This is a genomic window from Microbacterium sp., from assembly GCF_035556355.1.
Taxonomy (GTDB): Bacteria; Actinomycetota; Actinomycetes; order Actinomycetales; family Microbacteriaceae; genus Microbacterium.
The window spans coordinates 86,253-111,436 of sequence record NZ_DATMFG010000035.1 but is presented as its reverse complement, the minus strand read 5'-3'; the positions used below and the strand labels follow the sequence as shown (position 1 = coordinate 111,436).

Annotated in this window: 25 protein-coding genes; 12 read left to right on the top strand and 13 right to left on the bottom strand. The window is 69.7% G+C overall.

What is annotated here, in order from left to right:
- Positions 1-12: 12 nt before the first annotated feature.
- Positions 13-1,416 carry a multidrug effflux MFS transporter gene (locus VNR19_RS10125; protein ID WP_414684144.1) on the bottom strand — a complete coding sequence of 468 codons (1,404 nt, stop codon included), beginning with the start codon at positions 1,414-1,416 and terminating at the stop codon, positions 13-15.
- 335 nt (positions 1,417-1,751) lie between these two features.
- Here VNR19_RS10125 and VNR19_RS10120 point away from each other — a divergent pair, with 335 nt between their 5' ends.
- The 3 genes from VNR19_RS10120 to VNR19_RS10110 are packed head-to-tail and all read left to right on the top strand — an operon-like array spanning position 1,752 to position 3,610.
- Positions 1,752-2,471, top strand: coding sequence for a thioredoxin-like domain-containing protein (locus VNR19_RS10120; RefSeq protein ID WP_325726363.1), 720 nt, complete (start codon positions 1,752-1,754; stop codon positions 2,469-2,471).
- A gap of 7 nt (positions 2,472-2,478) precedes the next feature.
- Entirely contained in the window at positions 2,479-3,153 is a 675-nt protein-coding gene (locus VNR19_RS10115) for a DUF305 domain-containing protein (protein WP_325726361.1), read from the top strand.
- Between the two features lie 16 nt (positions 3,154-3,169).
- Positions 3,170-3,610 carry a hypothetical protein gene (locus tag VNR19_RS10110; protein WP_325726359.1) on the top strand — a complete coding sequence of 147 codons (441 nt, stop codon included), beginning with the start codon at positions 3,170-3,172 and terminating at the stop codon, positions 3,608-3,610.
- A 6-nt stretch (positions 3,611-3,616) separates the two neighbouring features.
- On the opposite strand, the gene VNR19_RS10105 is transcribed toward VNR19_RS10110, so the two are convergent.
- The 4 genes from VNR19_RS10105 to VNR19_RS10090 all read right to left on the bottom strand — a co-directional run bounded on the left by VNR19_RS10105 (position 3,617) and on the right by VNR19_RS10090 (position 9,652).
- Entirely contained in the window at positions 3,617-6,043 is a 2,427-nt protein-coding gene (locus tag VNR19_RS10105; protein ID WP_325726357.1) for an HAD-IC family P-type ATPase, read from the bottom strand.
- Between the two features lie 70 nt (positions 6,044-6,113).
- The gene (locus tag VNR19_RS10100) at positions 6,114-7,085 is read right to left on the bottom strand and encodes a carbohydrate ABC transporter permease (RefSeq protein WP_325726355.1); all 972 of its coding nucleotides are present in this window, start codon (positions 7,083-7,085) and stop codon (positions 6,114-6,116) included.
- A complete protein-coding gene (locus VNR19_RS10095) occupies positions 7,085-8,218 on the bottom strand; it encodes a carbohydrate ABC transporter permease (protein WP_325726353.1) in 1,134 nt (377 codons plus the stop codon). The genes VNR19_RS10100 and VNR19_RS10095 overlap by 1 nt, the downstream gene beginning before the upstream one ends.
- A 99-nt stretch (positions 8,219-8,317) precedes the next feature.
- A complete protein-coding gene (locus VNR19_RS10090; RefSeq protein WP_325726351.1) occupies positions 8,318-9,652 on the bottom strand; it encodes an ABC transporter substrate-binding protein in 1,335 nt (444 codons plus the stop codon).
- A gap of 261 nt (positions 9,653-9,913) precedes the next feature.
- On the opposite strand from VNR19_RS10090, the gene VNR19_RS10085 reads away from it, so the two are divergent.
- Complete coding sequence (locus VNR19_RS10085; RefSeq protein WP_325726349.1) at positions 9,914-10,960, top strand: LacI family DNA-binding transcriptional regulator; 1,047 nt, start codon at positions 9,914-9,916, stop codon at positions 10,958-10,960.
- 84 nt (positions 10,961-11,044) lie between these two features.
- Here VNR19_RS10085 and rplL read toward each other — a convergent pair whose 3' ends face one another.
- From rplL to VNR19_RS10070, 3 genes are all read right to left on the bottom strand, one after another.
- A complete protein-coding gene (gene rplL / locus VNR19_RS10080) occupies positions 11,045-11,437 on the bottom strand; it encodes a 50S ribosomal protein L7/L12 (protein WP_325726348.1) in 393 nt (130 codons plus the stop codon).
- 42 nt (positions 11,438-11,479) lie between these two features.
- Positions 11,480-11,995 carry a 50S ribosomal protein L10 gene (gene rplJ, locus VNR19_RS10075; protein WP_325031991.1) on the bottom strand — a complete coding sequence of 172 codons (516 nt, stop codon included), beginning with the start codon at positions 11,993-11,995 and terminating at the stop codon, positions 11,480-11,482.
- Positions 11,996-12,397: 402 nt separating this feature from the next.
- Positions 12,398-13,381, bottom strand: coding sequence for a hypothetical protein (locus tag VNR19_RS10070; protein WP_325726347.1), 984 nt, complete (start codon positions 13,379-13,381; stop codon positions 12,398-12,400).
- A 284-nt stretch (positions 13,382-13,665) separates the two neighbouring features.
- Between VNR19_RS10070 and VNR19_RS10065 the strand changes: the two genes are divergently transcribed.
- The gene (locus tag VNR19_RS10065; RefSeq protein ID WP_325726345.1) at positions 13,666-14,337 is read left to right on the top strand and encodes a YqaJ viral recombinase family protein; all 672 of its coding nucleotides are present in this window, start codon (positions 13,666-13,668) and stop codon (positions 14,335-14,337) included.
- Between the two features lie 20 nt (positions 14,338-14,357).
- On the opposite strand, the gene VNR19_RS10060 is transcribed toward VNR19_RS10065, so the two are convergent.
- Positions 14,358-14,861: a 2'-5' RNA ligase family protein gene (locus VNR19_RS10060; RefSeq protein WP_325726343.1), complete on the bottom strand. Its 504-nt coding sequence runs from the start codon at positions 14,859-14,861 to the stop codon at positions 14,358-14,360.
- Between the two features lie 169 nt (positions 14,862-15,030).
- Here VNR19_RS10060 and fdhA point away from each other — a divergent pair, with 169 nt between their 5' ends.
- From fdhA to VNR19_RS10035, 5 genes are all read left to right on the top strand, one after another.
- Positions 15,031-16,248 carry a formaldehyde dehydrogenase, glutathione-independent gene (gene fdhA / locus VNR19_RS10055; protein WP_325726341.1) on the top strand — a complete coding sequence of 406 codons (1,218 nt, stop codon included), beginning with the start codon at positions 15,031-15,033 and terminating at the stop codon, positions 16,246-16,248.
- 40 nt (positions 16,249-16,288) lie between these two features.
- Positions 16,289-16,693, top strand: coding sequence for a GlcG/HbpS family heme-binding protein (locus tag VNR19_RS10050; protein WP_325726339.1), 405 nt, complete (start codon positions 16,289-16,291; stop codon positions 16,691-16,693).
- Positions 16,694-16,915: 222 nt separating this feature from the next.
- On the top strand, positions 16,916-18,580 hold the full coding sequence (locus VNR19_RS10045) for an MDR family MFS transporter (RefSeq protein WP_325726502.1): 1,665 nt from the start codon (positions 16,916-16,918) through the stop codon (positions 18,578-18,580).
- Positions 18,577-19,083 carry a MarR family winged helix-turn-helix transcriptional regulator gene (locus VNR19_RS10040; protein WP_325726337.1) on the top strand — a complete coding sequence of 169 codons (507 nt, stop codon included), beginning with the start codon at positions 18,577-18,579 and terminating at the stop codon, positions 19,081-19,083. The genes VNR19_RS10045 and VNR19_RS10040 overlap by 4 nt, the downstream gene beginning before the upstream one ends.
- A 130-nt stretch (positions 19,084-19,213) precedes the next feature.
- On the top strand, positions 19,214-20,245 hold the full coding sequence (locus VNR19_RS10035; protein WP_325726335.1) for an NADP-dependent oxidoreductase: 1,032 nt from the start codon (positions 19,214-19,216) through the stop codon (positions 20,243-20,245).
- Positions 20,246-20,277: 32 nt separating this feature from the next.
- Here VNR19_RS10035 and VNR19_RS10030 read toward each other — a convergent pair whose 3' ends face one another.
- A complete protein-coding gene (locus tag VNR19_RS10030; RefSeq protein ID WP_414684143.1) occupies positions 20,278-21,183 on the bottom strand; it encodes a LysR family transcriptional regulator ArgP in 906 nt (301 codons plus the stop codon).
- Positions 21,184-21,258: 75 nt separating this feature from the next.
- Here VNR19_RS10030 and VNR19_RS10025 point away from each other — a divergent pair, with 75 nt between their 5' ends.
- Positions 21,259-21,924: a LysE/ArgO family amino acid transporter gene (locus VNR19_RS10025; protein WP_325726500.1), complete on the top strand. Its 666-nt coding sequence runs from the start codon at positions 21,259-21,261 to the stop codon at positions 21,922-21,924.
- Here the strand turns inward: VNR19_RS10025 and VNR19_RS10020 are convergent.
- Positions 21,902-22,273 carry an iron chaperone gene (locus tag VNR19_RS10020; RefSeq protein ID WP_325726332.1) on the bottom strand — a complete coding sequence of 124 codons (372 nt, stop codon included), beginning with the start codon at positions 22,271-22,273 and terminating at the stop codon, positions 21,902-21,904. The genes VNR19_RS10025 and VNR19_RS10020 overlap by 23 nt on opposite strands.
- A gap of 62 nt (positions 22,274-22,335) precedes the next feature.
- Here VNR19_RS10020 and VNR19_RS10015 point away from each other — a divergent pair, with 62 nt between their 5' ends.
- Positions 22,336-22,611: an acylphosphatase gene (locus tag VNR19_RS10015; protein WP_325726330.1), complete on the top strand. Its 276-nt coding sequence runs from the start codon at positions 22,336-22,338 to the stop codon at positions 22,609-22,611.
- A 12-nt stretch (positions 22,612-22,623) separates the two neighbouring features.
- Here VNR19_RS10015 and VNR19_RS10010 read toward each other — a convergent pair whose 3' ends face one another.
- Both VNR19_RS10010 and VNR19_RS10005 read right to left on the bottom strand, forming a co-directional pair.
- Positions 22,624-23,691, bottom strand: a complete 1,068-nt coding sequence (locus VNR19_RS10010; RefSeq protein ID WP_325726328.1) for an NAD(P)H-dependent flavin oxidoreductase — start codon at positions 23,689-23,691, stop codon at positions 22,624-22,626.
- A gap of 33 nt (positions 23,692-23,724) precedes the next feature.
- Positions 23,725-25,173, bottom strand: a complete 1,449-nt coding sequence (locus tag VNR19_RS10005) for an NAD-dependent succinate-semialdehyde dehydrogenase (RefSeq protein ID WP_325726326.1) — start codon at positions 25,171-25,173, stop codon at positions 23,725-23,727.
- Positions 25,174-25,184: the final 11 nt, after the last annotated feature.

The following is a 25,184-nucleotide window of genomic DNA, read 5'->3' as shown; positions in this document are numbered from 1 at the left end:
GACGGATGCCGCTCACGGCGTGAGCTGCTCTACCGTGCGCGGCCGAACGATCGCCCACAGCGCGATCACACCGACGACGGCGCAGCCGACCATGACCGAGGCCATCGTCGTCGCCGTGATGCCCGAGCCGGCGGCGATCGCGCCGACAAGCGGCGAGATGATCCCCGCGACGCCGAAGTTGGTGGCGCCGATGATCGACTGCGCCGTGCCCGCGGCCTTGCCGTGCCGGTCGAGCGCGAGCACCTGCACGCACGGGAACGTGAACCCGCACGCCGTCATGAACACGAACAGCGGCACGATCGTGCCCCACAGCCCGAGGCCGAGCTGATCGGCCAGGATGATCGCGACGGATGCCACGACCAGCGTGGAGGTCGAGACGGCGAGCACCCACTGGGGTCCGAACCGGGCCGCGAGGCGCGCGGCCGTCTGAACGCCTACGACGACGCCGACCGAGTTGACCGCGAAGAGGACGCCGTACTCCTGCGGGCTGAACGCGTACATCTCCTGGAACAGGAACGACGACGCCGACAGGTACGAGAACAGGCCGCTGAAGGTCATGCCGCCGATGATGAGCACGCCGATGAAGACGCGATCGGTGAAGACGCTGCGGTAGCGCTGCCACACGGTCGTGGCGCCGCGCTCGTGACGCCGCGCGGGCGGCAGCGTCTCGGGCACGAACGCGATCGCCGACACGAGCATGACCGCGCCGTAGATCGCGAGCACGACGAAGACGCCGCGCCACGGCATCACCAGCAGCAGCGCCGAGCCGACGAGCGGTGCGAGCACCGGCGCGACCCCCGACACGAGCGCGAGGCGCGACAGCATCACGACGAGGCGACGGCCGCCGAACAGGTCGCGCACGATCGCGGCGGCGACGACGCCGCCCGCCGCGGCGCCCGCGCCCATGAGCACGCGCGCGATGCCGAGCAGCTCGAGCGACGGAGCGAAGGCTGCCGCGACGCTCGCGAGCACGTGGAGCGCGGTCACCGACAGCAGCGGGAGGCGACGGCCCACCTTGTCGCTGAGCGGACCCACGATGAGCTGCCCGAGCCCGAAGCCGATCATCGTGCCGGTGAGCGTGAGCTGGATCGCGGCCGCGGTCGTGTCGAAGTCCGCCTCGAGCACGGGGAACGCCGGCAGGTAGAGGTCGATCGTGAACGGCCCGAGCGCGGTGAGCGCGCCGAGCAGGATGACGTAGAGGAGGCGGCGCCCCGACGACAGCGAGTCGCCCGGGTGGAGCATGATCGGCGCGGTCGCCGGATTGCTGCCGAGCGTGCGGATCGCGCCGGTCGGGCTCGCGCCGCGCGTGCGGATGGAGCCCGTCGTCGTCGGAGGCGCGGGCGGGGCATCCGTCACCGCCGGCTCTTCGGGAGAGGCGGGCGGTGTGCGGGTCGGGATGGAGGCGGTGTCGAGCAAGGGTCTTCGGCAATCGAGACGAGGGCGGCGTGGGGAGGCGAACCGTCGGGGCAGGTGGCGAAAGCCGGATGCGGCGACGGAGGACGACGAACGATGCGAGTGGAGAGAGCGTCTCGAATCGATTCGGGGCCGATCAATGCTATCGGATGCCGCCAGCCGTTCCCTGCCGTCGACCACCCGGATCCTGCCGATTCAGGGCGTACTTCTCCCATTGCCTGGGCTTGTTCCCAGGCGGCGGATGCATCGAGACGAATAGGCTTGGGCCGGCGGGAACGCTCTGCCCGCCGCATCCGTTGTCCGCCGCCCGCCGGGCGCCCGAGCCGAGATCACCGCGAATGACCCCGACATCCCCGCGCTCCACCGACAAGCGCACGAGCGGCAACCCCGCGAAGCAGGCCGAGATCAACCTCACCGTCAAGCAGCAGCGCGAGCAGAAGCGCCAGGAGAAGCTCGCCGAGTATCAGCGACAGCTCGCGCGCCGTCGGCGCGGAAAGGTCGTCGGCTGGACGCTCGGAGTCGTGGGCGTCGCCGCGATCGTCGCCGCGATCATCGCGTCGTTCGTGTTCGCGCCGCCTCCCCCGGCCAGCTACACCGCGGGCGGCGAAGGCATCGAGATCGAAGGCGTCGAGACGTTCACGAACGAGACGAACCACGTCGAGGGAACGGTCGACTACGAGCAGACCCCGCCCGCAGGCGGCCCGCACAACGCGGTGTGGCTCAACTGCGGCATCTACACCGAGCCGCAGCCCGACGAGCACGCCGTGCACTCGCTCGAACACGGCGCCGTGTGGGTGACGTACGACGCCGACGCGCTCAGCGACGACGAGCTCAACGCGCTCAAGCGCAAGCTCCCCTCGAGCTACGTGATCCTCTCGCCCTACGAGGGCCTCGACACGCCGATCGCCCTCAGCGCGTGGAACGCGCAGCTGAAGGTCGACTCCGCGGATGACGAGCGCATCGAGCAGTTCTTCGAGGAGTACTGGCGCAACCAGAACGCGCCCGAGCCGAACGCCGCGTGCACCGGCGCGCTGGACGGCCCGGGCAAGGTCTCGTGACGCGAGGATGACGTCCCAGGAGCGACCCTCCCGCGCTCGGCGGTGGCTGGTCCCGGTGCTCATCGCCGTGGCCGTGGCCGCTCTCGCGTTCGCGGTGGGGCGCTTCTCGACGTTCGGCTCGTCCGGACCGCTCGCGCCGGCGAACGACTCCGCCGAAGCCGGATTCGCGCGGGACATGCAGGTGCACCACGCGCAGGCCGTCGAGATGGCGATGGAGCTCTACCGCAAGACCGAGGACGAAGACCTGCGCGCCCTCTCGTACGACATCGCCACGGGGCAGTCGGCGCAGCGCGGCGAGATGTTCGACTGGCTCGTCCAGTGGGGGCTTCCGCAGGCGGGCGGCCCGCCGATGGCATGGATGAGCGGTACGGGCGACGGCCACGGTCACGGCGGCGCAGCATCGGACGAGCCGATGACGGATGCCGAGATGCGCGAGGCCATGGGCATGGCGAGCGACGAGGAGCTCGCGCGCCTCAGGGCCGCTGAGGGCCTCGACGCGGACTGCCTGTTCACCGAACTCATGATCCGTCACCACGAGGGCGCGATCCCGATGGTCGACGCCGTCCTCGAGCTCGGGTCGGAGCCGCGCGTGCTGGCCGTGGCCGAGAGCATGAAGGTCGCGCAGACCGCCGAGATCGACGCGATGAAGGCGGTGCAGGCGCGACTCGGCTGCACCGGCTGACCTCTACAGTGGTCGCGTGACCGCTCCGAGCCCTCCCCGGCCGCGGCGTCCCGCCGTCGTCACGGCGGCGGTCGTGTTCGTCTACCTGAGCGGCCTTTCGAACGTCGCGATCGGGCTGCTCGTGCTGCTGAGCCGCTACCGCGTGGAGCCCGATGCCGTGCTGACGGTGTCGCTGCTCGGTGCCGGCACGATCCTGTTCGGCCTCCTCTCGCTCGCCCTCGCTTCGGGCCTCAGCCGCGGAAGCCGCCTCGCACGGCTGCTCGTCACCGCGTACCTCACCGTCCAGGCCGCCCTGCAGGTCGTCACGATCTTGACGACGGACCCGTGGGATCTCGTCGCACTCGTCCTCCTCGCCGTCGAGGTGTTCATCGTGGTCGCCCTGTGGACCCCTCCGGGATCGAGGTGGTTCCGCGCGATCGCGGAGGCCGAGGCATCCGTTGTGCCGCCGCCCGCCTGACGGGCGTCACAGGTTCCACCGTCGAGCGATGTACCGCCGATGGAAGAACCGCACGACCTCGATCGCGCCGATCGTGAGCACGGTGACGAGCGCGACGAGGTACGCGGCCGTCTCTCCGGGATCGACGAGCTCGAAGAACCGCGTGAGGAGCGGGATCGTGTAGATCCCGACCAGCCCGATGAACATCGCGCCGATCACGAGGCCCTTGAAGCGCGTGATCGGGCGTGAGAGCACCGTGAGCACCCAGATGCCGACGACGGCGAGGATGATCGTCGACCCCGTGCGCAGTTCGGGCTGGGGAACCCCGAGGGACCGCGCGACGAGGGTGTAGGCCGTCAGGGCGGTCGCGATGATCACGCCCGCGGGGATCGCGAAGCTGAGCGAGCGGCGCAGGAATCCGGGCACATAGCGCTGCCCGTTCGGCATGAGAGCGAGGAAGAACGCGGGAAGGCCGATCGTGAGGCCGTCCGTGATCGAGAGCTGCCGCGGCAGGAACGGGAACTCCAGCACGAGGAGGCCGAACAGAATCGCGAGTCCCGTCGCGTACACCGTCTTCGTGAGGAAGAGCATCGACACGCGCTCGATGTTCGCGATCACCTGACGCCCTTCGGCGACGACGCCGGGCAGGTGGGAGAACCGGTCGTCGAGGAGCACGAGCTGCGCGACGGCCCTCGTCGCCGCCGAGCCCGAGTTCATCGCGATGCCGAGGTCGGCGGTCTTGATCGCGAGCGCGTCGTTGACCCCGTCGCCCGTCATCGCGACCGTATGACCGGCGCGCTGCAGTGCGAGGACCATGCGCTGCTTCTGCTCGGGGTTCACGCGCCCGAAGACCGAATTGCGCTCGAGCACCGCGGTGAGCTCGTCGTCATCGTCGGGGAGCCCTCGCGCGTCGAAGCCGTCCTCCACGTCGACACCGACCCGGCGGGCGATCGCGGCGACGGTCCGCGGGTGGTCGCCGGAGATGATGCGGATGCCGACGCCCTGCGCCGCGAAGTACGCGAGCGTCTGCGCGGCATCCGGCCTCACCGACTCGTGGAACGCCACGATGACCGCCGCCCGCAGTCCGTCGGGCAGGCGCTCGGCGTCGACGTCGGCCGGGGTGAGCGAGCGGTCGGTGTGCGCGAGCACGAGCGTGCGGCGACCTGTCGAGATGAGCTCGCCGTGGAGGCGCGCGAGCGCACCGTCGCCGTCGAGCGCGGCATCGCCGAGCACCATCTCCGGCGCGCCGAGCACCCACGTTCCGGCGTGCGGCGCGAAGCTCACGGCGCTCCACTTGCGCGCCGACGAGAACGGCACGTACGCCGTCGGGTCGAGCTCACGGGTGACCGGATACGGGTCGCGGAGGCATCGCGCCGTCGCGTTCGCGTCGGGCGCCGCGCCGTACCACGCGAGCGCGTCCTCCCAGCCGGGCGGGGCGGCGTCGAGCGGGAGCGCGGTGTCGAAGCGGATGTCGCCCTGGGTGATCGTGCCGGTCTTGTCGAGGCACACGACATCGACGCGCGCGAGACCCTCGACAGCCGGCAGCTCGTTCACGAGCACCTTGCGCCGCGCGAGGCGCGCCGCCCCGACCGCGAACGCGATCGACGTCATGAGCACGAGGCCGAGCGGGATCATCGCCGTGATCGATGCGACCGCGTTGACGACGGCCTGCACCCAGCCGCCCGTGTCCCACGCCTCGATCCAGCCTCCCGCGACCATGATCTGCGCGTTCAGCACGAGGAGTCCGATCGGGCCGAGGCCCCAGCCGACCCACTTCAGCACACGGTCGATGGACGACCGCAGCTCGCTCGCGACGAGCGAGAAACGCTTCACCTCGGCGGCGATGCGGTTGGCGAAGGCATCCGCCCCGACGCGCACCACCTGCGCCTCGCCCTGACCGGCCATCACGTTCGACCCGGACAGCACTTCGTCGCCGGCGTTCTTGTCGATCGCGTCGGACTCCCCTGTCAGCAGCGACTCGTCGACCTGCAGTCCCCGTGAGCGCAGCACGAGCGCATCGGCGGGAATCTGATCGCCCGCGCGGAGCACGAGCACGTCGTCGATCACGACCTCGGACGGCGGCAGCTCGATCTCGACGCCGTCGCGGCGCACGCGCGCCCGCGGCGCGTTGAGCAGCGCGAGGCGATCCAGCGCACGCTTCGCACGGAATTCCTGCGCGCCGCCGATGATCGAGTTCGCGAGCGCGATGAGCCCGAAGAGCGCGTCCTGCCACCGGCCGAGCACGAGCAGCACGGCGAAGCACCCGAGCACGATCCCGTTGAACGACGTGAAGACGTTCGCGCGGATGATCGACCACGCGCTCCGGCTCGTCCGCGTCTCAAACGCGTTGGTCCGCCCTGCCGCCGTGCGCTCGGCGACGTCGGCTCCGCTCAGGCCGACGTCGGGGTCGACGGATGCCGCGGCATCCGTCTCGGAATCGATCAGCTCGCTCATTCGTCCCGCCGCAAGGACCGCGCGGCGCACGCCCCGTGGAGCGTGCGCCGCGCGGTACGGTCCTGACCGATTATCCCTTCGTCGAACCCGCCAGCAGGCCTCGGACGAAGAACCGCTGCAGCGACAGGAACACCACCAGCGGAACCACCAGTGCGATGAACGCACCGGCCGTCAGCAGGTGCCAGTCCTGTCCGCGGCTGCCGGTCATCTCGGCGAGCAGCTTCGTGATCGGGGCCACGTTGCCGTCGGCGAAGATGAGGGCCACGAGCAGGTCGTTCCACACCCACAGGAACTGGAAGATCGCGACCGACGCGATCGCCGGCATCGTGAGCGGCAGGATCAGCCGGAAGAAGATCTGCCCGTGCCCGGCGCCGTCGACGCGGGCCGCCTCGATCACCTCGCGCGGGATCTCCGACACGAAGTTGTGGAGCAGGTAGATCGTCAGCGGCAGGGCGAAGATCGTGTGCGCGATCCACACCTGCGCGTAGCCGAACGAGCCGAACGCCTCCATCACAGGGAACCCGAAGATCGTGCCCTGCGAGAAAAGCTGCAGGAGCGGGATCAGGGCCATCTGGATCGGCACGATCTGCAGCGCGAAGACGAGGATGAACAGCGCGTCCTTGCCGCGGAAGTCCATCCACGCGAACGCGTACGCGGCAAGCAGCGCGATCGAGATCGGGATGACGGTCGCCGGGATCGTGATCGCGAACGAGTTCACGAAGGCGCCCGCCATGTTCAGCTGGCTGTTGCCCGACTGCAGCGCCGTCGCGTAGTTGTCGAGCGTCCAGCCCCAGTTCTCGAAGACCGTCCACCAACCCGTGGTCTGGATGAGCTCACGCGGTCGGAACGACGAGACCAGAAGACCGAAGGTCGGGATCGTCCACAGGATCGCGATGATCAGCGCGGCCGCGGTCGCCCACGGCGACGAGAGCTTGCGCTTGGTCGAACCGAGCTGGATCTTGTCGGCCCTGCGCGCGCCGCGCTTCAGTTCTTTCTGGCCTTCTTCGTCGATCGGGAGATCGACGGGCATCACCGCGCTCATCAGCGCACCTCCCGCTGCTTCTTCAGCTGCACCGCGTTGTAGATGACGATCGGCAGCACGAGGATGAACAGGATCACCGCGAATGCTGCGGACCGCCCGGCCTCGAAGCTGCGGAACTGCGTGTACATCTCATTCGCGAGAACCGACGTGTTGTTCGCTCCCGCGGTCATCGTGCGGACGATGTCGAAGACCTTCAGAGAGGCGATCGAGATCGTCGTCAGGACGACGATGAGAGCGGGCCGGATGCCGGGCACGACCACGTTGATGAACTTCTGCCACGCGTTCGTTCCGTCGAGCTCCGCCGCCTCGAGCTGCTCGGTCGGCACGCCCTTGATGGCGGCGGAGAGGATCACCATCGCGAAACCGGTCTGGATCCAGATCAGCACCACGATGAGGAACAGCGTGTTCCACGGCTCGGCCGCGAGGAAGTTCAGCGGCTGACCGCCGAACCACACGATGATCTGGTTCAGGAAGCCGATCTGGTTCGACCCCGCCGGCCGCACCGCGTACATGAAGCGCCAGATGATCGATGCACCCACGAACGAGATGGCCATCGGCATGAACACGAGGATCTTGTAGTACCGCTCCCCGCGGGACTTGTCGATGAAGTAGGCGTACGCGAGACCCGCGATCGTCGAGACGACCGGCGCCACGAGCACCCACACGATCGTGTTGATGATGATGCGCACGTTCGCCGGCTGCGTGAAGATCCACGCGAAGTTCTCGAAGCCGATGAACTCGGTGCCGCGCGAGTTCATGAACGCCTGGACCGTCGTCTGGATCGTCGGAACGATGAGGCCGACGGCCAGGAGGGCGATCGCGGGCGTCAGGAAGCCCACGAGCTGGAAGAGCGAGCCCGCGCCGTCGCGGGCCCTCTTGTCCAGGAAGAAGAACAGGAGGCCGAGCACGGCCGCTGCGATCATCGCCTCGATCCACGACTGGAGCAGGAAGAGCACCAGCACGGGACCGACCACGCACGCGATGAGACGGATGATCGTGTACATCCGTCCCGGTCGGGGCGCGATCTCGATGAAGAAGAGGATCAGCCCCACCACGGCGAGGAAGATCCCGACGATGACGATGATCTCCAGCCACGGGTTGAGCGTGCTCAACCATCGGAAGAAATCGGACATGGCTACCTTTCGAGTGCGTCGTCGGACCCGGGGACGTCCATTGCGTTCACGGTAGGGAACGGGGCCGCCCTTTGGGAAGGGCGGCCCCGTTCAGGAAGGTCAGCTCGACGGCCAGCCTGCCTCGATCTGCTCGAGGACAGTCTCGGTCGGCGTGCCGTTGACCCAGTCGCGCATGCCCTGCCAGAACGTTCCGGCGCCCACGGCGGACGGCATCAGGTCGGATGCGTCGAACCGGAAGGTCGTGGTGTCGTCCTGCAGGATGCCGATGGCCTCCTTGAGGATGTTGCTGGAGGCGTTCTCGGGGTCGAGACCCTTGTTGGCGCTGATGACGCCGCCCAGGCTCACGCGGCTGTTCGCCCACTCGGGGCTCGAGAGGTACTCGAGCACCTTCACGGTCGACTCGGAGTCGTCGAACGCGCCGACGATCTCGCCACCGCCCGTCACGACCGCGCCCTCCGCGGCCTCGCCGCCGAAGCCCGGGGTGATGAACGCCCAGATGTCACCGTCCTCGGCGACGGTGCCGCCGGCGTCGGTGATGAACCCGTCGTAGAACGACGCCTGGTGGTGCAGCGTGCACTCACCCGACACGAGCGCCGCGGCCGGGTCGCCGAACGGCGTGGTCACGATCGTGTCGACGCCGCCGAAGCCCGCGTTCACGTAGTCCGGGTTGAGCAGGATCTTGCCCACCTCGTCGAACGCCGACTTGATGGCCGGGTCGGTGAACGGGATCTCGTTCGCGACCCACTCGTCGTAGACCTCGGTGCCGGACTGGCGCAGGACGACGTCCTCGATCCAGTCCGTGCCCGGCCAGCCGGTCGCGGCATCCGAACCGAAGCCGACGCACCACGGCGGGCCGCCGATGTCGGCCTGGATCTGCGCGGTCAGGTCGAGCAGCTCGTCCCACGAGTTCGGGATCTCCCAGCCGTGCTCTTCGAACGTGGCCGGCGAGTACCAGATCCAGCCCTTGACGCTCGCCATGAGCGGCGCGCCGTAGAGCGTGCCGTCGACGGTGCCGTAGTTGGCCCAGTCCTCGGTCCAGTACTCGGCGACGTTGTCCTGCACGCTCTGCGGAGCGGGCTTCAGGAAGTCGCGCCGAGCCATGTCGGCGAGCAGACCCGGCTGCGGGAAGATCGCGATGTCGGGGGCGTTGCCGCCCTGCGCGCGAACAGCGATCTGGGCCTCGAACTCCTTCGACGACTCGTACTGGATGTCGATGCCGTTCTCTTCCTCCCACTCGGCCCACGACTCCTCGAGGAGCTCGGCCTCCGTGTCCGCGATCGTGCCGTAGATGGTCACGACGTTGTCGCCGCCGCCACCCTCGTCTCCGCCGCCGCCGCCCGAACCCGGGCCGCCGGAACAACCGGCGAGGGCGATACCCGCGGCGCCCACCGCGGCCACTGAGATGAGGAGCCTCCCTCGTCTCTGTGTCTTCATTGGTCCTCCTCGTTGAGATGTGCGGGATGTCGATGACCCGCCAGAACCGGCGCAAGGAACTTCGGGAACCGATTCCAGAATCACGCTAGGGGATGCGGTGCGTCCGCACAATCGAATGGGATCACAAGTCGATAAATACAGTGACTTTCCCTGGTGCGTGGCGGGTTTCCACGGCAGGATGGGAATGGAACCGGTTCCCGAAAATGCGGCGAACCGGCGCCCTGGTGCGCGACGGCGCGTGAAACCGAGGGAGGTGTCCGGGTGGGCGGCATCGCCGACGTCGCACGCCTCGCAGGCGTGTCGAAGTCGACGGCCAGTCGTGCCCTCACCGGCTCGGGGTATGTCTCCGAGCGCACGCGCAAGCGCGTGCTGGACGCCGCGGCATCGCTCGGCTATGTCCCGTCGACGAGCGCAGTCAGCCTCGCGACCGGCCGGACCCAGACCGTCGGCGTCGTCATGCCGTACGTCAACCGGTGGTTCTTCGCCGAAGTCCTCGAGGGCATCCAGCACGCCCTCCTCGAGCGCGGGCTGGATCTCGCGCTGTACGACGCCAAGCCCGGCACGCCGGGCCGTCGCCGCATCTTCGAGCACTTCCTCGCGCGCAAGCGGTTCGACGGGCTGATCGCCGTCGGCCTCGAGCCCGAGGACGAAGAGCTCGAGCGCATGCTCGCCCTCGAGCGGCCGGTCGTGAGCGTCGTGGCGGCCACCACCGCGACGAGCGTCGTTTCGATCGACGACGGTCACGCGGCGCGGCGGGCGACCGAGCACCTCATCGATCTCGGCCATCGCGACATCGTGTTCCTCGGCGGCGGTGCGACGGCGCATTGGGCGCATGTGGACCGTCGGCGCATGTCGGGCTATGTGGAGACGATGACGGATGCCGGGCTCTCCGAGCACGTCCGCCATGTGCGTTCCGACGTGACGTGCCCCGGCGGCTACGCGGCGGCGGTCGATCTGCTGGGCGACGCGCGCCGACGGCCGACCGCGATCGTGGGTGTGTGCGACGAGGTCGCGATCGGGGCGATCATCGCGGCGCGGCGGCTCGGCATCCGTGTCCCCAGCGAGTTGAGCGTCGTGGGAATCGACGACCACGAGTACGCCGAGATGTTCTCGCTCACGACGCTGCGGCAGGTTCCGCGTGAGCAGGGAGCGGCCGCGGTCGCTCTCCTGGAGCGTCACCTCGCCGATCCCGGGCTGCCGCCGACGGAGGTGCGCCTGAAGCCGACCCTGGTCATGCGCACCTCGACCGCGCACCCCGACGCGCTCCAGTCGGCGATGGCGGTCGACATGCGCGCGACGCCGCGCTAGCGCGGCCGGCACGCGCGTCGCTCCCGGACATGACGAAGGCCCCCGGGCGAACCCGGGGGCCTTCGTGACGCGTGAGCCGCTGAATTACTTCAGGGTGACCGTCGCGCCGGCCTCCTCGAGGGCGGCCTTCGCCTTGTCGGCGGTCTCCTTGTTCGCGCCCTCGAGCACGGCCTTCGGAGCACCGTCGACGACGGCCTTCGCCTCACCGAGGCCGAGCGAGGTGAGCTCGCGGACGACCTTGATGACCTGGATCTTCTTGTCGCCGGCGGCCTCGAGGATGACGTCGAACGAGTCCTTCTCCTCCTCGGCGGCGGCCTCGCCGGAACCACCGGCGGGGGCGCCGGCAGCGGCGACCGCGACGGGCGCGGCGGCGGTGACGTCGAAGGTCTCCTCGAACGCCTTGACGAACTCCGAGAGCTCGATGAGCGTGAGCTCCTTGAACGCGTCGAGCAGCTCCTCGGTGCTGAGCTTAGCCATGATGTTTCTCCTTGATTGGGGTATTCACGCCGGGGCCCGATGTCAGGCCGCGGACTCCTGCTTCGCGCGCAGCGCGTCGACCGTGCGAACGGCCTTCGACGGAAGCGCATTGAAGACGTATGCCGCCTTGGTCAGCGAGGCCTTCATCGCACCGGCGAGCTTCGCCAGCAGGACTTCACGGCTCTCGAGGTCGGCGAGTTTGTTGACCTCGTCCGCGGTCAGGGGGTTCCCGTCGAAGAAACCGCCCTTGATCACGAGAAGAGGGTGTGCCTTGGCGAAGGCGCGCAGACCCTTCGCGACGGAGACCGGGTCACCGTGCACGAACGCGATGGCCGACGGACCCTTGAGGTCGTCGTCCAGCGACGTGATCCCCGCGTTGTTCGCGGCGATCTTGGTCAGCGTGTTCTTCACCACGGCGTACTCCGCGTCCTGACGGATGCTGTTGCGGAGCTCCTTGAGCTCCTTCACCGTCAGACCGCGGTACTCGGTCAGCAGAACGGCGGTCGAGTTCTCGAAGTGCTTCGTGAGCTCGGCGACCGATGCTTCCTTCTGCGCCATGGCCACTCCTTGTGTGTACGAGACGCTCCGCGGTGGCGGGGCGCCGAGCCGGAGGCATCCGGTCATCTGATCTCGCCCACAATGGAAAAAGCTCCGGCGCAAGCGCACGGAGCTTCGGCCTGGAATACCCAGGAGTTCGTTCGTGTCACCTGCGCAGGCCCCTGCATCGCAGAGCTTCGATCGTCATGCGCTCGCGCGCACGTCGATGACCGGCGGTCTTCGGCTCCACCAGTCTACGTGACCCCGCGCCGTCCCCCAAATCGCCCCCGCCTCCTCCCCCGCCTCCTCCCTCGCCCCCCTCGCCCCTCCTCTTCGCCGAGTGCACGACTTGTCGTCGAATGCACGCCTTACCTACCTCCGGAAGTCGTGCACTCGGCACGAAGTCGTGCATTCGGCGAACGGTCAGTGCGGCGGCCGGATGCCGAACGCCGCCAGGCGCGCGGCGAGGCGTGCGGGCGTGTGGATGTGCTCGTCCTCCCAGCGCACGAGGCGACGCCCGCTCGTGCCACGGATCCAGTCCTCGCGCTGCTTCTCCTCGAAGAGGACCTGCTCGAGAGCGACGCCGCGGCGCACGGATTCGTCGAGGTACTTGCTGCGGCCGTCGAACTCGCCGAACGCGCCGACGTCGTCGAGCCCGAAGTCGACGTAATAGAAGCCGCCGTGAGGAGCCGGTACAGCGACCTGAACCGACGGCGCAGCGAACCCGAGGCGGATGAGCTGCAGTCGGCTCACCGATTCACCCGGCGACTCGGAGCGACCGTCGGTCAACGGCGCGAGGCGTCGGGCTTGACGGATGCCTCTCGCGCCGGTCGCTTCGTCCAGCACCGCCGCGAGGTCCCGCCGCCACCGCTCGGCGCGCTCGGCGTTCCACTCTCGGCCGTTCGACGCGATCTGGCGCTCAGCAGCATCGGCAGCGGTGAAAGCCGCCTCCGGCGGAACCGTCCGGAGCAGGTCGAACACCGTCCGTTGCAGCGAGGTGACGCGGATGCCGTCGCGCACCGCGACGTCGCCGGGCCGCAGCGGGGCGACATGGCGCAGGACGTCCGGCCCGCTCGAGATCCGGCGAGGGGAGGTCGTCGTCATGTGCACCCGGGACGGGCGGTGCCGGTAGAGCGGAAGCTGCCACAGCACAGCGGCTGACTCGTGCGACATCACCGCCGACCCGCGCGCGTCGCGCGCGACGGCGATCACGTGTGCCAAGTGGCGGCCCTCGGGCCACAGCTCTGCCCAGTCGTCGGCATCCATGTACCAGCCGCGGCGGATGAGGCGCAGACGCTCCGCGCGGACCGCGCCGTCGATATCGCGCTCTGTCCACCCGTGTGCGACGAGGTCGCTCCGGGATCGGATGAGCGGCGTCAGTTCATCGGCCGTGACGGTTCGGGGCACGCTCGACTGTCCAGCATCCGCCTCCTCTTGGCGCGATCGGCTTCGGGGTACTGGGGAATCTCGGTGGACATGGGCGCCTGGGGAGGATCCACCCACCGCTCGACGCCGACCCCGCACCCCCTCACCGAATGCACGACATCACATCGAATGCACGAGCGCGCCACGTCGAGATGTCGTGCATTCGACGGGAAGTCGTGCACTCCGCGCAGGGCGAGCCCCAGCAAGGGCACCGGCCCGCGGGTCGCACCCGGCAGACGTCCGTCGCCCGGGCTAACCTCGAACGCGTGACCCCCGAACTCGCCGCCCGCATCGTCGCGGACTCCCGCGATCGGGTGGCTTGGGTACGTGCGCGATCGCGCGGCATCACGGCGACGGATGTCGCGGCGCTCACGTCCGAGCGCGCGATCGCCCGCGCGGCCGACGCCAAGCTCGGTCTTTCGGGCACGGGGTTCTCGGGCAACGCGTACACGGCGCACGGGCGGCAGCGCGAACCCGAGATCGCGCGGTGGCTCGCCGCGACGCACGGCATCCTGCCGTCGACGGCTCTCTTCCACGCGGTCGTCGAGAAGCGGCACCTCGCGACGCCCGACGGGCTGGCGGTCGACTCCGCGGGGCGCATCACGCTCGCCGAGATCAAGACGACCAACAAGCCGTGGCGCAGCATCCCGCGCTCGTACCTGCGTCAGGTGTGGTGGCAGCAGCACGTGCTCGGCGCCGAGCGCACGCTCGTGGCGTGGGAGCAGCACGACGGCTTCGTGCCCGTCGACGACGAGCCGCGGTGCCAGTGGGTCGACCGTGACGACGCCGAGATCGCGAAGCTCGTGCGCCTCGCGACGGCGCTCATCGACGAGCTGCACCGCCGGCACGTGGCCGCGGCGGCGCGGAGGGAAGAGCGGATGCCGCAGCCTCCTGTGGCTCCGCGCGAGCCGTTCCGCGCACTCGCCCTCGCCGACTGACCGTCGCCGGCCAGTCGCTGTCACCGCAGCGTCGTGACGACGCGCTCTTGCGCGTTCCACACGCGCAGCCCCGTCGCCTCCCCCACGACGTGCCGGTGGGAGATCAGGCGCAGCGCCGTCGCGAGCCGCGTCGCGGTGAGCCCGCGCGCGAGCGTCACGTGCGGCGTCCATCGATCGGGCAGCGTGTTGGAGTGGCGCGGCTCGGTCGGTCCGGCGAGCTCCGCGACGACGCGGTGCACCTCGAGGAGCGCACGGTTGACGACGATGTGCCTCGTGAGGATGAAGCGGTCCCGGTGCCCGAGCAGCAGCACTCCGCCGAGCTCGATGCGCACCGGCAGGAGGTCCGCGGCGCCCGCGAACGCCGACGGGTCGAGGTGCTCCCGTACGGCGAGCGTGACGTGCGGTCGGTTGCTCGGCGCCGGGTTGCGGCCGGCGCTCGGCAGGTCGGCCGCGAGCAGACGGTCCCAGTCCTCGCGCACCGTGCTCTCGGTCTCGGGATCGAGCACGAGTTCCACGCTGAACACGCGCCCATCCTCTCGCCGCAGCAGCGACCGCGCATCCCCGGCCACCGAACACCACCCCTATTGCGACGCCACACGCAGAGGTAAAGGCTGGTTCCGAGGCGCACCGGCGCGCCCCGAATCGGCGATGCGGCCGACCCTCGGAAGACCTCGGCCGCGAGGAAGGACGAGGATGTCTGCGAACAGAGCTGTGGCCTACAAGGGGCCCGGAGTCGTCGAAGTCATCGACACGGACTACCCCGAGTTCGAGCTCAAGGACGGTCCGGGGGTCAATCCCGCGAACGTCGGCCGGAAGGTCATGCACGGCGCGATCCTGCGCACCGTCGCAACGAACATCTGCGGGTCGGACCAGCACATGGTGCGCGGCCGCACGACGGCCCCGGTCGGACTCGTGCTCGGCCATGAGATCACCGGCGAGGTCGTCGAGACGGGCCCCGACGTGGAGTTCATCGAAGTGGGCGACATCGTGTCGGTGCCGTTCAACATCGCGTGCGGCCGCTGTCGCAACTGCAAGGAGGGCAAGACCGGCATCTGCCTGAACGTGAACCCCGACCGACCGGGCAGCGCGTACGGCTACGTCGACATGGGCGGCTGGGTCGGCGGCCAAGCGGAGTACGTGCTCGTGCCCTACGCCGACTGGAACCTCCTGAAGTTCCCCGATCGCGACCAGGCGCTCGAGAAGATCCTCGACCTCGCGATGCTGTCGGACATCTTCCCGACCGGCTTCCACGGCGCCTACACCGCGGGAGTCAAGCCAGGGTCGACCGTCTACATCGCGGGTGCCGGCCCTGTCGGGCTCGCTGCCGCCGTCGGCGCGCAGCTGCTCGGCGCGGCGGTCGTGATCGTGGGCGATCTCAACCCGGACCGCCTGGCTCAGGCGCGGTCGTTCGGCGCCGAGACCGTCGACGTCTCGAGAGGTGACCCGAAGGACCAGATCGAGCAGATCCTGGGCGTGCCGGAGGTCGATTGCGCGGTCGACGCCGTCGGGTTCGAGGCGCGCGGCCACGGCGCGGATGCGAGCCACGAAGCGCCCGCGACCGTGCTCAACTCCCTCATGGACCTCACCGCGGCAGGCGGCGCCCTCGGCATCCCCGGCCTGTACGTGACGGGCGATCCGGGCGGCGTCGACGAGGCGGCCAAGGTCGGCTCCCTGTCGCTGCGATTGGGTCTGGGGTGGGCGAAGTCGCTGTCGTTCACGACGGGCCAGTGCCCGGTCATGCGCTACAACCGGCAGCTCATGATGGCGATCCTCCACGACCGCGTGCAGATCGCGAAGGCCGTCAACGCGACTCCCATCCCGCTCGAGGACGCCCCGCAGGGTTACGCCGACTTCGACAAGGGCGCCGCCCGCAAGTACGTGCTCGACCCCAACGGATACATCAAGTCCTGAGCCACGCGACACCCACCCGACACCCACGAAAGGAACACCCATGTCCATCACCCTCGAAGACGCCCGGCGTGTGATCGCCGCGGCCGAGAAGCGCGCCGACGAGATCGGCCAGCCCATGAACATCGCCGTCGTCGACGCCGGCGGAAACCTCGTGTCGCACGTACGCCAGGACGGCGCCTGGATCGGCAGCATCGAGATCTCGATCAGCAAGGCGTGGACCTCGCGCGCGTTCGACATCTCGACGAAGGACCTCGGCGACAACTCGCAGCCGACGCAGCAGTTCTTCGGCATCCACACCACCAACGCGCACGGGCGCGGCGTCGCGATCTTCGCGGGCGGTGTGCCCCTCACCCGCGACGGCAAGGTCGTGGGCGCGGTCGGTGTGAGCGGTGGCTCGGGCGAGCAGGACCAGACGGTCGCAGAGGCGGGGGTCGCAGCGCTCTAGAAGGACGAGAGGACGGATGCGGCGACCCGCGCAGGTCGTCGCACCGGACCATCGCGCGCGAGACGGGAATAGTTGACGCAGATCAACCATTTACCCTATAGTTGACTTTCGTCAACGATCTTGGCCGTGCCGTTCGGCGCGGCATCCGTTCCCTTCCGCTTCGAAAAGAGCTTCATGTCGAACCCCTCCCCTGACGCAGCGTCGGGCAGCTCCAAGCCCGCAATGACCCATCGGCAGGTGCTCGAGGCCCTGTCCGGTCTGATCCTCGGCATGTTCGTGTCGATGCTCGCCTCGACGGTCGTCTCGACGTCGCTGCCGGTCATCATCCACGACCTCGACGGCGACCAGGCCGCGTTCACCTGGGTGATCACCGCGACCCTGCTCACGACGGCGATCTCGACGCCGATCTGGGGAAAGCTGGCCGACCTCACCAACCGCAAGGTGCTCTACCAGCTGTCGATCGTGATCTTCGTGCTCGCGACCGCCGCCGCCGGCTTCTCGCAGGATCCCGGCATGCTCATCGCCTTCCGCGCGGTGCAGGGCATCGGCGCGGGCGGTCTCGCGGCGCTCAGCCAGGTGCTCATGGCCGACATCATCAGCCCGCGCGAGCGCGGCCGGTACATGGGCCTGTTCGGCGCCGTCATGGCTCTGGCGACCGTGGGCGGTCCGCTCCTGGGCGGGCTCATCACCGACGCGTGGGGCTGGCGCTGGAACTTCTTCGTCGCGCTCCCCGTCGCGGTCGCGGCCCTCATCATCGTGCAGAAGACGCTCCACATCTCGCCGATCGCCCGACGCAAGGTGTCGATCGACTACCTCGGCATCGTGCTGCTGTCGATCGCCGCGGGTCTCCTGCTCATCTGGATCTCGCTCGCCGGCGACTCGTTCGAGTGGTGGAGCACCGAGACGATCCTCATGGTCGGCGGCGCGATCGTCGCGACGGCGCTGTTCATCATCGTCGAGCTGCGCTCGAAGGAGCCTCTCGTTCCGCTCTCGCTCTTCCGGAACCGCACGTTCACGCTCTCGGTGATCGCATCGATCGCGACGGGCATCGCGATGTTCGGCGCATCCGTGTTCCTCAGCCAGTACATGCAGCTCGCACGCGGCGCGTCGCCGACCGAGGCGGGCCTCATGACGATCCCGATGATCGCGGGCCTGCTCGTGGCCTCCATGGGCGTCGGCGCGCTCATCACGCGGTACGGCCACTGGAAGCCGTATCTCATCGTCGGGGCGCTCTCGCTGATCGCGGGCTCGTACCTGCTGTCGACGATCCACTACGACACGAACTTCGTGCTCGTCTCGGTGTACATGTTCCTGCTCGGCGCCGGCGTCGGCATGACGATGCAGAACCTCGTGCTGGTCGTGCAGAACACCGCCAAGCCGACCGAGATCGGCGTCGCGAGCTCGGGCGTCGCGTTCTTCCGCAGCCTCGGCGGCACGGTGGGCGTGTCGATCATGGGGGCCGCGCTGGCATCCGCCGTCACCGGCCTGTTCACCGACCGCAAGGACGCCCTCGCCACGGCGATCATGTCGCTCGGCGACAAGGCGCAGCACTGGATGGAGGTGCTGCAGTCGGGCACCCTGCCCCGCGTGTCCGAGATGCCCGAGGTGCTGCGCGTCGTGGTCGAGGACATCTACGCCCAGGGCATCGCCCAGTCGTTCCTCATCGCGGTGCCGTTCGCGGTGATCTCCCTCATCGCGATCGTGTTCCTGCCCAACAAGCCGCTGACCCGCATGACCACGAGCCAGCGACTCGAAGCCGGCGAGGCGGATCTCGCGACCGTGTCGGTGCCGCAGGGCATGCAGACGCTGGTCGAGACGTCCGATGACGAGACGGATGCCGCGGCATCCGCCACCCGCTCGGCGAAGCCGGAGGACGAGTCGCGATGACCGCGCGCGACACCGACCCCGAGGACCGCGCTGTGGCCGTGCGCGTCCTCGAGGCGGAGCTCAGCGATCTCGTGAACCGGTTTCGCCGCCAGGTCCGCGACGCGGCCGAGCGCATCGAACCGGGGATGCATCCCGGGGCGTACAAGGTGTTCGTGCGCATCGCGCGCGACGAGCCGATCACCGTGTCGGCGCTCTCCGAGGCGCTCACGCTCGACAAGGGGCTCACGAGTCGCACAGTTGCGTGGCTCGAGAAGGTCGGCCTCGTCGAGCGCGCCTCTGATCCGAACGACCGCCGTTCGTCGCTGCTTTCGCTCACCGACGAAGGCCGTCGCCGCCTCGAGCACGCGCGCAGCCCCGAGCGGAGCGATCTCGCGGAGGCGCTGCAGGCGTGGAGCACCGATGACGTGCGCCGCTTCGCGGTGCTGCTGCACGCGTTCGGCCTGGCCGAGAAGCCGGGCGACTTCGACGAGCTCGAGTCGACGCGACGCCTGCTCGAGAAGTGACGCGAGAGAATTCAGTGACTGGTGTTTCTCGACGCGGTAGCACCCGTGTAACACGCCCGAGACATACGAGGAGTTGACTGGGCGGAGCGGGAACGACCTTGTGCCGCACTCTCAACGGAAGGAGCGACCGATGAGATTCCGGCCATTGCGAACCGCCTCGGTCCCGGATGCCCCTCCCCTGCCGGTCCCCGACCCGCCCGAGGACATGCGCGCGGTGGTGTACGACGCCCCCGGTCCGGCCGACGCGCTGCGCACGGCATCCGCCCCCGTTCCCACTCCCGTCCTCAGCGAGCTCCTCGTGCGCGTCGTCGCGGCGGGCGTGAACCCCATCGACGCGAAGACGCGCGCGGGCAAGGGCGCCACGTCGGCGATCGAGGCCTATCCCGCGATCCTCGGTTACGACTTCAGCGGCGTCGTCGTGAAGTCGCCGTACGAGTCGCACCCGCTGCAGCCGGGGATGGAAGTGTTCGGCATGGCGGCGTTCCCCCGCACGACCGGCACCTACGCGGAGTACACCGTCGTTCCGACCCTGTCGGTCGCCCGCAAGCCGCCGTCGCTGTCGCACGTCGAGGCGGCGGGCGTGCCGCTCGCGGCGCTGACCGCGTGGGGACTCATCGTCGAGACGGCGCACGCCCACGAGGGGCAGCGCATCCTCATCCACGCCGGGAGCGGGGGCGTCGGGCACTTCGCGGTGCAGTTCGCGGCGTACTTCGGCGCGCACGTGACGGCGACCGGCTCCGGGCGCAACGCCTCGTGGCTGCGTGAGCTCGGGGCATCCGTCGTCATCGACTACACCACCACGCGCTTCGAAGAGGTCGTGGGAGACGTCGACGTCGTGATCGACCTCGTCGGCAACGTGCACGACAGCACCGGCACGCGCTCACTCGGGGTGCTTCGTCCGGGCGGCCTGTACGTCATGGTGCCGACCGGCGCATGGCCGGGCTACGCGGAAGCCGCCGCCGAGGCGGGCGTGCGCGCGACGTCGTACAAAGTCGTCCCCGACGGGGTTGCACTCGCCACGATCGCGCGTCTGCTCGAGTCGGGCGCGGTGCAGGTCTATGTCGACCGCGTGTTCGATCTCGCGGATGCCGCGGACGCCCACACCGAGCTGGAGCGCGGTCACACGCGGGGCAAGGTCGTGCTGCGCATCAGCGACGACTGAGCCTCCGCCGCATCTGAGGTGTTCGGGGCGGATCAGTGCGATGGACCAGGCCCCAGCACACGCCTCCCCTCCGCCACGATTTCGTCCGCGACCGCGTCGAGCAGGGGCGAGCGCAGGTTCCACTGCTGCCAGTGCAGGGCGACGTCGATCGGCGGGCCGCCGAGCGGAGCGAGCGCGCCCGACTCGAGCGCCTCGGCCGACTGGAACCGCGGCAGCAGTCCCCACCCGAGTCCGAGCTTGATCGCGGTGGCGAAGTCGTTCGACGCCGGCACGTAGTGGCGGGGCGGAGCGGAGGAGTCGACGCCCCGTGCCGTGAGCCATCGCGACTGGAGGTCGTCGCGGCGATCGAACTCGACTACGGGCGCGACCGCGAGCGCGGCGGCGTCGGCGCCGGCGGGCAGCCACCGCGCGAGATACTCCGGAGTCGCGACCGCCTCGTACCGCATGGTGCCGAGGGTGCTGACGCGGCATCCGGCCACCGGTGTCGCGCGCGAGGTCACCGCACCCATCACGGTTCCCGACTCGAGCAGCCCGGTCGTGAAGTCCTGGTCGTCGCGATGCAGCTCGAACACGACGGGCAGCCGCTCGCTCAACCGGGCGAGCGGGGGCAGGAACCAGGTCGCGAGCGAGTCGGCGTTGACCGCGAGCGGCACCGACACGAGTGCGCCCGAGCCCTCGTCACCCACGCCCAGTTCGGCGAGGACGTCGTGCTCCAGCAGCGCGAGCTGTCGTGCGAGCCGCACGACGGCGGCCCCGGCATCCGTCGCCCTCACCGGCTTCGATCGCACGAGGACGGTGCGACCGAGCTGCTCCTCGAGGGACTTGATGCGCTGGCTCACCGCGGACGGCGTGATGTACAGGCGACGCGCGGCCGCATCGAGCGTGCCCTCATCCACGACGGCGGCGACGGTCTCCGCGAGTTCGAGCGGGATCCTCACGTAAGACATGCTAATGGTCCTGAAGAATCCTGAGCTGTTCTTCGGTACACGCCGCGCCCTAGCGTCGTACGCGTGATCCCTTCCGCCCTCGCGGGATTCGGCCTCGGCCTCTCGCTCATCGTCGCCATCGGCGCGCAGAACCTCTTCGTGCTGCGCCAGGGACTCCGCCGCGAGCACGTGCTCGTCGTCGCGGCGATCTGCGCGGCATCCGACGCCGTCCTCATCGCCCTCGGAGTCTCGGGTGTCGGTCTCGTGCTGCTCGCGGTGCCGTGGGTGGTCGACGTCGTCCGCTGGGCGGGCGCCCTCTTCCTCACCGGGTACGGGATCCTCGCGCTTCGGCGAGCGCTCAAGCCGAGCGGTCAGGTGCTCGACGCGCGGGCCGAGACGGATGCCCCCGCCGAGCCGGCCGCGCCCGGCTCATCCGGCACCGCCACCGCCACGAAGCCCCGCACGCGCCTCGTCACCGTCGTGCTCACTTGCCTCGCGCTCACGTGGCTCAACCCGCACGTGTATCTCGACACCGTGTTCCTTCTCGGCTCCGTCGCCAACACGCACGGCGACGGACGCTGGGTCTTCGCCGTCGGGGCGATGGCCGCGAGCGTGCTGTGGTTCTTCGGCCTCGCGCTCGGCGCGCGCTTCCTCAGCCGGTGGCTCTCGACGCCGCGCGCGTGGCGAATCCTCGACGGCGTGATCGCGGTGGTGATGTTCGCGATCGCGATCAGCCTCGTGCTGCCTGCCTGAGCGACGGATCCTCGATCTCGGCCCGCCGTGCCTCGACGATCGCGCGGATCGTGTCGTCGGGCAGCGGATCCTCGGGCTGGAAGCGGATCGTGCCCTTGTCGTGCTCGATCCCCTCGAGAGCCGGCGCGATGCGCTCCGGCACGAGACCGCTGAAGGGATAGACGCCGATGTGCTTCTTCGTGCGCATGACGGAGATGAGCGCCTTGCCGCGATACAAGAGCGCCGGCATGCCGTAGCTCGTACCCTGCTCGACGTCGGGGATCGTCTCGCGCACGACGTCGAAGACGTGCGCGATGACCTCGCGGTCGGCGGGGTCCAAGGACGCGAGGTAATCGTCGACGGTGCCCATGCGGGCATCCTGCCACCCCGTGGACCTCGTGCGCAGGGGCCGCGTCACGGCACCATGGAGGAATGAAGCGCGTGCACGTGGTCGTCCGGGGCGAGGTCCAGGGCGTCGGCTATCGCTACACGATGCGCATGGTCGCGCGCGACGCCGGCGTGAGCGGGTGGGTGCGCAACAGGCGCGACGGGAGCGTGGAGGCCGAGATCGAGGGCACGCCCGAGCAGGTCGACGAAGTGGTCGCGTGGATGGCCGAAGGGCCGCCCGGCTCCCACGTGCGCGAAGCGAGCGTGACGGATGCCGCACCCACCGGCTCGCGCGGGTTCGACGTGCTCCCGACCGAGTGACCCGCCCTGCGGTCAGTCCGGGAGTCCCGCGAGCAGCTCGGCGAACACCTCGGCCGCCGTCTGCCGCCGCGCGAGCGGGGCGGACTGCCCCGCCCACAGCGACACGAGGTCGCCGATGTCGCGACGCCCCGCCTCCGCTCGGAACTGCCCGCTGATCCAGTTCTGCGCGGGGAACGGGAGAACCTCCGCTTCGCCCAGCATCCGCATCGCCCGATTCGGGATGCCGCGCGCGAGCCGCCCGCTCATCGCGCGCGTGAGCACGGTCGTCGTGTCGGTCGCCTCTGCGATCGCCTTCCGGTGCGACGGCGGTGCCGCGGACTCCTGGGTGCGAAGGAACGCCGTGCCGACCTGTACGCCCGACGCGCCGAGCGCGAGGGCAGCCGCGACGCCCCTCCGGTCGGCGACGCCGCCCGCCGCGATGACGGGCCGGCGCACGGCGTCGACCACCTGCGGCACGAGAGCGAACGTGCCGACGAGCGACTCCTCCGCCGGGGCGAGGAACGACACGCGGTGCCCCGCCGCCTCGGCGCCTGTCGCGACGATTGCGTCCACGCCCGCTTCGTCGAGCGCGACCGCCTCGGCGACGGTGGTGGCGGTGCCGATGAGACGGATGCCGCGCTCCCGCGCCCCCTCGACGAGCTCGCCGCTCGGCACGCCGTAGACGACGCTCAGCACCGCCGGCGCCGCATCGAGCACCGCGTCGAGCTGCGCCGAGAGGTCGGGGAGGAATGCCGCCGGCGGTGTCGGCAGCGGCAGGCCGAGCTCCTCGAACAGCGGCGCGAGGTCGGCGATGCGCGGGCCGAGGTCTACTTCTGCGGGCGTGACCTCGTCGCCCGTCGAGAGCCACACGTTCACCGCGAACGGCTTGGCCGTGCGCTCACGCAGTGCCGCGATCGTGTCGCGGATCCGCTCGGGCGAATAGCCGTACAGCCCGTACGAGCCGAGTCCGCCGAGCTCGCTCACCGCCGCCGTGAGCGCGATCGACGAGAGCCCGCCGAACGGCCCGAGGACGATCGGGGCGTCGATTCCGAGGGTGTCGCGAAGGTCCGTCACGATTCGACGGTAGTGCGGATGCGGCATCCGCCGGTTCTTCGTTACGGCACCCGGCGGCCGTCACACGTCGAGGGCGATGTACTTCTCCTCGAGGTATTCGAGGATGCCCTCGGAGCTTCCCTCGCGGCCGAGCCCGCTCTGCTTCGCCCCGCCGAATGGAGCGGCAGGATCGCTCAACACGCCTCGGTTCACCGCGACCATGCCCGTCTCGAGCCTCAGCGCGACGCGAAGTGCGTCGGCCTCGGGCCCGAAGACGTAGCCGACGAGCCCGTACTCGGTGTCGTTCGCCATCTCGACGGCGCGGTCGACGTCGTCATACGACACGACAGCGGTCACGGGTCCGAAGATCTCGGTGCGCGTGATCGTGTCGCCGTGGCGCACGCCGTCCAGCAGCGTCGGCGCGTAGAACGCCCCCTCCGGCGACGACGTGCCGCCCGTGACGACGCTCGCGCCCTCCGCGACGGCCGTCTCGACGAGCTGTGCGACCTTGTCGCGCTCGCCGACCGACACGAGCGCGCCGAGGGTGTTGGTCGAGTCGAGGCCCGAGCCGGTGCGCACATCCTCGAGCTGCGCCGTCATGCGGCGCACGAACTCGTCCTTGACGCTCGAGTGCACGTAGAAGCGGTTCGCCGCGGTGCAGGCCGAGCCGCCGTTGCGCATCTTCGCGAGCATCGCGCCCTCGACCGCCTTGTCGAGATCGGCTCCGGGCAGGACGATGACGGGTGCGTTGCCGCCGAGCTCCATCGAGGTGCTCACGATCGAGTCGGCGCACTCCCGCAGCAGGTCGCGGCCGACCTCCGTCGAGCCCGTGAACGACAGCTTGCGCACCGCCGGATGCGCGATCATCTCGGCCACGAGCGGCCCAGTGGGCACCGGCGTGACGAGGTTCACGACGCCGCGCGGGACGCCGGCCCTCCCCAGCACGTCGACGATGTAGGCAGCGGTGAGCGGTGTCTCGCGCGCGGGCTTGAGCACCGTCGTGCAGCCGGCCGCGAGGGCGGGGCCGAGCTTGCGCGTCGCCATCGCCGCGGGGAAGTTCCACGGTGTGATCAGCAGCGCCACGCCGGTCGGCTGGCGCGCGACCACGATGCGCTTGTCGCCGGCGGGCGAGAGGCGGAAGTCGCCGGGGACGCGGACCGCCTCCTCGGCGAACCACCGGAAGAACTCCATCGCGTAGTTCGCCTCGGCGATGGCATCCGGCCACGCCTTCCCGTTCTCGCGGACCATGATGCGGGCGAAGATCTCGCGCTCGGCGCGCAGGATCTCGAACGCCCGATAGAGGATCTCGGATCGGTGGCGCGGGCTCGTCTGCGACCACGACGGGAACGCGTCGGCGGCCGCATCGACGGCCGCGGTGCAGTCCTCCGACGTGGCGACCGGGAACTGTGCGAGCACCTCGCCGGTCGCCGGATCGATCACCGGGAACGTCTGGCCGGATCCCCCGTCCCGCCATTCCCCGTCGATGAAGAGCCGGGCGTACTGGAGTTCGGTTTCTGCGAGCTGGGTCATGAGCGGTCCTT

Coding starts and splice junctions, on each gene's coding strand:
- VNR19_RS10090 (WP_325726351.1), bottom strand. CDS start 9,652: ATGAAGACACAGAGACGAGGGAGGCTCCTCATCTCAGTGGCCGCGGTG.
- VNR19_RS10105 (WP_325726357.1), bottom strand. CDS start 6,043: ATGAGCGAGCTGATCGATTCCGAGACGGATGCCGCGGCATCCGTCGAC.
- VNR19_RS10040 (WP_325726337.1), top strand. CDS start 18,577: ATGACCGCGCGCGACACCGACCCCGAGGACCGCGCTGTGGCCGTGCGC.
- VNR19_RS10100 (WP_325726355.1), bottom strand. CDS start 7,085: ATGAGCGCGGTGATGCCCGTCGATCTCCCGATCGACGAAGAAGGCCAG.
- VNR19_RS10120 (WP_325726363.1), top strand. CDS start 1,752: ATGACCCCGACATCCCCGCGCTCCACCGACAAGCGCACGAGCGGCAAC.
- VNR19_RS10115 (WP_325726361.1), top strand. CDS start 2,479: ATGACGTCCCAGGAGCGACCCTCCCGCGCTCGGCGGTGGCTGGTCCCG.
- fdhA (WP_325726341.1), top strand. CDS start 15,031: ATGTCTGCGAACAGAGCTGTGGCCTACAAGGGGCCCGGAGTCGTCGAA.
- VNR19_RS10015 (WP_325726330.1), top strand. CDS start 22,336: ATGAAGCGCGTGCACGTGGTCGTCCGGGGCGAGGTCCAGGGCGTCGGC.
- VNR19_RS10005 (WP_325726326.1), bottom strand. CDS start 25,173: ATGACCCAGCTCGCAGAAACCGAACTCCAGTACGCCCGGCTCTTCATC.
- VNR19_RS10095 (WP_325726353.1), bottom strand. CDS start 8,218: ATGTCCGATTTCTTCCGATGGTTGAGCACGCTCAACCCGTGGCTGGAG.
- VNR19_RS10045 (WP_325726502.1), top strand. CDS start 16,916: ATGACCCATCGGCAGGTGCTCGAGGCCCTGTCCGGTCTGATCCTCGGC.
- rplL (WP_325726348.1), bottom strand. CDS start 11,437: ATGGCTAAGCTCAGCACCGAGGAGCTGCTCGACGCGTTCAAGGAGCTC.
- VNR19_RS10020 (WP_325726332.1), bottom strand. CDS start 22,273: ATGGGCACCGTCGACGATTACCTCGCGTCCTTGGACCCCGCCGACCGC.
- VNR19_RS10035 (WP_325726335.1), top strand. CDS start 19,214: ATGAGATTCCGGCCATTGCGAACCGCCTCGGTCCCGGATGCCCCTCCC.
- VNR19_RS10050 (WP_325726339.1), top strand. CDS start 16,289: ATGTCCATCACCCTCGAAGACGCCCGGCGTGTGATCGCCGCGGCCGAG.
- rplJ (WP_325031991.1), bottom strand. CDS start 11,995: ATGGCGCAGAAGGAAGCATCGGTCGCCGAGCTCACGAAGCACTTCGAG.
- VNR19_RS10010 (WP_325726328.1), bottom strand. CDS start 23,691: ATGCCGCATCCGCACTACCGTCGAATCGTGACGGACCTTCGCGACACC.